The organism is Actinoplanes sp. NPDC051633 (assembly GCF_040681735.1).
GTDB lineage: Bacteria > Actinomycetota > Actinomycetes > Mycobacteriales > Micromonosporaceae > Actinoplanes.
The window spans coordinates 21,496-27,848 of the sequence record NZ_JBFAZH010000008.1 but is presented as its reverse complement, the minus strand read 5'-3'; the positions used below and the strand labels follow the sequence as shown (position 1 = coordinate 27,848).

General features: G+C 73.1%; 4 protein-coding genes. All 4 read left to right on the top strand.

Features of this window, described 5'->3' with window-relative positions; genetic code table 11:
- Nucleotides 1-988: M23 family metallopeptidase (locus AB0M20_RS01215; protein WP_364291771.1), on the top strand; the 988-nt coding region annotated here is incomplete at its 5' end.
- A gap of 79 nt (nucleotides 989-1,067) precedes the next feature.
- On the top strand, nucleotides 1,068-2,825 hold the full coding sequence (locus tag AB0M20_RS01210; RefSeq protein ID WP_364291768.1) for a DUF4314 domain-containing protein: 1,758 nt from the start codon (nucleotides 1,068-1,070) through the stop codon (nucleotides 2,823-2,825).
- A gap of 225 nt (nucleotides 2,826-3,050) precedes the next feature.
- Nucleotides 3,051-4,424 carry an AAA family ATPase gene (locus tag AB0M20_RS01205; protein WP_364291765.1) on the top strand — a complete coding sequence of 458 codons (1,374 nt, stop codon included), beginning with the start codon at nucleotides 3,051-3,053 and terminating at the stop codon, nucleotides 4,422-4,424.
- A 358-nt stretch (nucleotides 4,425-4,782) separates the two neighbouring features.
- A complete protein-coding gene (locus AB0M20_RS01200) occupies nucleotides 4,783-6,279 on the top strand; it encodes a hypothetical protein (protein ID WP_364291762.1) in 1,497 nt (498 codons plus the stop codon).
- The last annotated feature ends 74 nt before the right edge of the window (nucleotides 6,280-6,353 follow it).

The following is a 6,353-nucleotide window of genomic DNA, read 5'->3' as shown; positions in this document are numbered from 1 at the left end:
GGCCGGCGCCGGCTGCGCCCCTGCCACGGCTGGCAGCGTCCGGCCCGCCTCCCCGGCCAGTCGAGGAACACCCTCCGGCAGCGGCCCGATCGGCCGGTGGAACGCCGAGCAGACCCGCAACGCCGCCGCCATCATCACCGCGGGCCACAGCCTGCGGGTGCCCCCGCACGGCTGGGTCATCGCCATCGCCACCGCGATGCAGGAGTCCCAGCTGATCAACCTAACCGGAGGCCTGGACGACTCGGTCGGGCTGTTCCAGCAACGACCCTCGCAAGGCTGGGGCACCCCGGCACAACTGAACGACCCGCACTACGCGGCAACCGTCTTCTACCGCAAACTGCTGACCGTCGACGGCTGGCAGGCGATGCCGCTCACCGACGCCGCCCAGCACGTCCAGAACAGCGCCTACCCGACCGCGTATGCGAAATGGGAGCCCGACGCCGCCCAGCTGGTCACCGCCCTGTCCGGCGTCACGACCGGACACGGCACCTGCGCTGCAGCGGCCAGCGCGCAGGGCTGGACCCCGCCGGTGCACGGCGACGTCGGATCCGGGTTCCGCACCGCCGACCGGCCCGGGCATGACGGCGTCGACCTGATCGCCGCCAAGGGCACCCCGATCCACGCCGCCGCGGCCGGCACGGTGAGCCGAATGCGGTGCAACGCAACCGACGTGCGCACCGGCACCGACTGGGGCTGCGACCGCGACGGCGACCCGCACTGGACGGCCGGCTGCGGCTGGTACGTCGACCTCGATCACGACGGCGGGATCGTCACCCGCTACTGCCACCAGCTGGTCCAGCCATCCGTCCAGGTCGGCCAGCACGTCAACGCCGGTGACGTCATCGGCCTCGTCGGCAGCAGCGGGCATTCCTCCGGCCCGCACCTGCACTTCGAAGTTCACCTCGGCGACCACAGTCCACAGACAGCGGTCGACCCGGTCACGTTCATGGCATCGGTCAGCGCCCCGCTCGGCGTCTCCGACCGATGACCCGCCCGCCAGCGTCGTGCGCCACCTGATCCCGGGGCGCTGGCTCACCACCGCGAACCGTCCAACGGAAGGAAAGATCATGACCGTCTATCAGCCCGGGCAGCGCATCGCCCTGGTCCACACCGATGACCCCTACACGCACCTACGGCCCGGGGACACCGGCACCGTGCAACGCCAGGTCCAGGCCACCGTCTACATCAGCTGGGACAACGGCTCCACACTGGCGATGTGCCTGGATGCCGGCGACCGCATCCGGCCCCTGCCCACAGCCACCGCCGTCCGAGCCGCGGACGACGGCCCGTGGGCGAGCACCCTGGCGCAGCTGCGCGCCGCCGGCACGCAGGCCGGGCGCACTGCGGCGGACTGGTGGGCGCAGCACACCGTCGGCGGCCGGGCCGGCCGGGCAGACGGCGACACCCGGGCCACCGCCCGGCGGATCCTGGCCGGCATCGCCGACGGCGACCCGGCCCTGCTGGACACCTTGCCCCGCCTCGACCCGTCCGATCGGCAGACGGACACATCCGCCGACAGGGACCTGTACACCGCGGCTGTCGGCGACGCGGGCCCGGCGTGGGCGGGGCTGGACGGCCACCGGCGGGACGCCGCGATCGGCGCCTACCGCGACGCCTTCCACACCGCCGCATTCGACCGTGTCGGACAGCTGTGCCGGGCGGCGTCCAGCCCGACCGGCCGCGACGTGTCCCACCTGCACCCCGACCGGATCCGCATCGGCAGCGTCGGCGTGTTCGCCGGCGACTGGTCCTGGACCGACAGCGCCGACGGTGATCGGATCGACGGGGACCGCATCGACGTGGCATTCGCCGGCATCCTGGTCGACCGGTGGAACGGCTGGGCCGTGTTCTCCTGCACCCGGCCGGTGGCTGAGGCGATCGTGGCCGACCAGCAGCACCACCGCCGGCAGACCCGCACCTGGCTTCAGGCCGGCGGGATACCGGAGCCGGAGCTGGACGAGCGGGTCAACACCTACCTGGCCGACCTGCGCTTCGACGGCGACGTCATCATCGCCGACCAGCGCGCCCTGTCCGGCGACCCCGAGGCGATCGAACACTTCACCCCGGACGTCGACGGCCGGTACGTGGTGATGGGCTGGAACTGGTGCTGGATGGCGGTCGACCCGTACCGGTGCGACCGCATCGTCGGTGACCTGCCCGATCCCGGCGACCAGCAGCAATTCGAGGTACTGCGCCACACCACCGGCATCCGGGTACCGCACACCCGGCTGCAGCTCAGCGACACGCGGCCGCACCACACCGCCGCCACCGACGGCGAAGAAGGTGGTGGCGGCGGTCGTGCAGCGTTCACGGCGGCTCTGACGCTCGACGGCGAGCCGGTCGCCACAGTCATCCGCGACGAGACCGGCGACGAGACCGGCACCTGGACCGCCGACGTGACCGCCGCGGTCACGCTCGACCCGCCCGATGCGGCCACCTCACACGACGGTCTGCGCGACTACCTGTCCCGCTGCCGCTATCAGGGCCGGCCGGTCACCACCGCACGCCTGCTCCAGGCCCTGGCCGACGAGTACCACCTGGACCGAGCCGTGACGCTCGCCGACGCCAGCGGCGCCACCCTGCTGCGGCTCGTCGACGACACCGGCCGCATCCACACCCTGCACACTCTCGCACCGATCCCGGCCGACCTCAGGGAACTACTGGACCTCGGCCGCACACTCACCCGGCCCGCGACCCTGACATTCGAGATCTGGACCGGGAACGGCTGGTCGGCGGTACCCGGCACCCGCATCGCAGTCAACGGCGAGAGCTCAGCCGTGATACATCCCAGCACGTTGCGGGCTCCGGAAGCGCCTAACACCTGATCCGGCCCCACTCGGCCGTCGGAGACCCCACGGGCAACCGCTTCTCCGACCCATCAGTCACGCCCTGCGACGCCTCACCCTGGTGCGTCGCATCCGGCAGCCCGCCGGCTGGGTTCCACCGCACTGCGGTCGACCCGGCTTCGGCAGGCCGCCACCTTGCCCCTTGAGGTGGCCCCTGCCGGACGCGGTCAGGGGCCACCTCCCTGCTTTCTTGGAGGAACCCTGATGAACAGTGACGCGCACCCCGCTACCAACCCCGCCACCCCAGACGATGCCCCCGCCGGCATCCCCACCGGTATCCCCGCCGTGCCGGCCCCACCGGGGACGGACCGCACGGCCACTGCCACCGGTTCGGCCACCAACCTGGCAGCCGAGGGCCGGTCACCGGCGATGACCACACCGGCCGCCAGCCAGATCAACCCGGTCACCGGACTGCCCCGGCTGCGCCCCGGCGAACTGCAAGCCCAGGTACTGGCCGTGCTGGCCGCCCACACCGGCACCGCGTTCACCGTCGGGGAGATCGCCCGACTGCTACACGGCCGCTCCACCGGCGCGGTCGGCCAAGCCTGCGACCGGCTGGTCGACCTCGGCCACGCCACCCGCGTGACGACTCAGTTCACCGTCACCACCGCCGGGCTGGCCGAACACCAGAACAGGCCAGGCCCAGCACCGGTCCCGCCGGTCGCCGCACCCCAACCGACCAGCCGCACTACCGCGACGGTCTCGGTGCCGATCTCCCCGACCACCACGCCCGTCGCGGCAGCTGCTCCGGCGGCGCCGTCCAAGCCGACAAGGACCACCGGGGCGGTGCGGCGGCCCAACGGACAGCTGTACTACCCACGCCGGCTGGCCAAGCGCACCGACGTCGACGTGCTGCGCGATCTGCGCACCGCCGACGTGCCGGTACTGCTGTACGGGCCGCCCGGCACCGGCAAGACAGCTCTGATCGAGGCCGCGTTCGGCGACGAGCTGTACACCGTCCCCGGCGACGGCGACACCACCGTCGGCGACATCGCCGGCGACTACGTCCCGGGCGACGGCGGCGGCTACGAGTTCGTACCCGGCCCGCTGCCGCAAGCCATGCAGGCCGGTGGGGTGCTGTTCATCGACGACGCCACCCTGATCGCCCCCAAGGTCCTTGCCGTGGTGTACCCGGCGATGGACGGCCGCCGGCAGATCATCATCAAAGCCGCCGGCGGCCGGGTGGTCACCGCCGCCCCCGGCTTCTACGTGGTCGCCGGGCACAACCCCGGCGTGCACGGCGCTGTCCTCACCGAGGCCCTGTCGTCGCGGTTCTCGGCGCAGATCAAGGTGTCCACCGACTACGACCTGGCCGCCGCGCTCGGCGTCGACGCCAGGATGGTCCGCGCCGCCCGCAACCTCGCCACCCGATACGACTCCGGTGACATCGGCTGGGCACCGCAGCTGCGCGAGCTGCTCGCCTTCAAACAGATCACCACCGTGCTCGACGTCGACACCGCCGTGGCGAACCTGCTCGGCGCCGCGCCGATCGAGGATCGCGACGCCGTGGCCAAAGCCGTCAAGCAGACCTTCGGGTCCGGCACGCTGGACGCGCTCGCCCTCGGCAAGCAGCTGTGACCGGGCCGGTGACGACGATGACCACACCCACACCCACACCCAACCCCGCCTCTGCCCCCGCCCCTCTCCCGGGCGGGAACAGCGGGAAGCATCTCAACCCCGACCCGCACGCACCCGCCGTCACCGCACCGGCCGATCCGGGCTGGCTGCGGCTGTCGGCCGCGCTGACCGAACAGATCGCCCCGGTGGCCGGCCGCGACGACCTGATCGTGGTCTGCGAACCCGGCGCCGGGCACGGCGCCCCGGCCTGCCTGATCCGCGAACAGGCCTGCGTCGAGATCGACGGCACCCACCTCGACACACCCCTGGCCGGGCTCGACTGCGACGACCCCGACCTGCGCGAGCACATCCCCGTGTTGTGGCGCTGCTCGTGCACGAAGCTGCCCACGGCCGGCACACCTGCTGGGACTTCGGCACCGGATCATCAGCTGCCGCGGAAGCCGCCACCATCCTCGAGGAATCCCGCATCGAGACCGCCCAGATCGGGCGTCGGCCCGGCGACCGGCGCTGGCTGCGCGCCGCGTCCACCACCATCCTGCTCCGCGACATCCCGCCCACCGACGACCGGTGGGCCGCCGCCGGCACCGCCGCCCTGATCCTCGGCCGCGCCGACGCCGGGATCCTCGACTCCGACGAAGTCCAGCCGGTCCGCGACGCCGTCACAAATATTCTCGGCGCCACCACCCTCGACCAGCTCACCGAGATCTGGCAGCTGGCCCACCGCACCGGCGACTGCGACACCGACGGCATGCTCGAACTCGGCCGCCGCTGGTGCGCGGTCCTCGGCATCGACCCGGACAACACCACCCTGCCACCCCGGCAACCACCGGGCGGCGCCGACACCGGCACAGCCGGCACCCCCGCCGGCAGCACCACCGGCAGACCCGCCGGCGGCGGTGTGCTGCGCCGAGCAGCCGGCCAGGTCGCGGGCACAGTCGCCGTTCACGACCAGGAACACGCCCGGGCACAAGCCGACGCCGCGCAGCGCGCACAGCAGAAAGCCGCCGCCCGCGCCGCCGAGGCCCGGGCGCAGAACCAGGCCGGCGCCGCAGCGGCCGCCGTGTTCGGCAACACCGCCGTGCGCGGCAACGGACGAGCTGTGCGCCGAGCGCGGCCGAACCCGCGCACCCGGGCGGCCACCGACGCCGCGCGGGCCGCGGCCCGCGAGCTCGCCCGGGCCTTACGCGCGGCGGCCTACCGGGAACCGACCGACACCGTCGTCGACGCGCCGGCCCCACCCGGACGGTTACGTGCCCGCGCGGCGATGAGCGCTGACGCGCAACGCGCCGCCGGGCAGGAGCCCACCGCCCAGCCGTGGCGGCGCACCGAACGCCGCCGCCACCCGCACCCGCCCGTCCATGTCGGCATCTGCGTCGACGTCTCCCCCTCGGTGTCGTCATTCGCCGACCCGATCGCCTCCGCCGCGTGGATCACCGCGCAGGCCACCGCCTGGGCCGGTGGGACCAGCGCCACCATCACCTTCGGCGCGTACGTCACCGCCATCACCCGCCCCGGACAACCACCCGCACAGGTCCGGCTGTTCGACAGAGAGAACAACACCGCCGGGTTCCCCCTCGCCGTCGACGCCCTCGACGGCGCCCTCGACCTGGCCAACCCGCGCGCCGGAGCCCGGCTGCTCGTCGTGGTCAGTGACGGCGAATTCACCGACCAGGACACCACCGGCGGTCAGCAACGCCTCGACCGGCTCCTGCGCACCGGATGCGCCCTGCTGTGGCCGGCCCCACCCGGTTCCACCCCGTTGGCCGGCGGCCAACAGGTCACCCTCACCGACCCGAGCCACTCTGCGCGGCTCATCGCCCGAGCCGCCACTGCCGCCCTGGCCAACCACCCTTGACGTCCTCGCCCGAACGAGGCCGTCCAGTCCCTTCATCAACAGGACGAAACCACGAGGTCGGATCACGACCGTGC

What these genes read in the sequence shown, in the direction of transcription:
- AB0M20_RS01205 (WP_364291765.1), top strand. Translation starts at nt 3,051, where the DNA reads ATGAACAGTGACGCGCACCCCGCTACCAACCCCGCCACCCCAGACGAT.
- AB0M20_RS01210 (WP_364291768.1), top strand. Translation starts at nt 1,068, where the DNA reads ATGACCGTCTATCAGCCCGGGCAGCGCATCGCCCTGGTCCACACCGAT.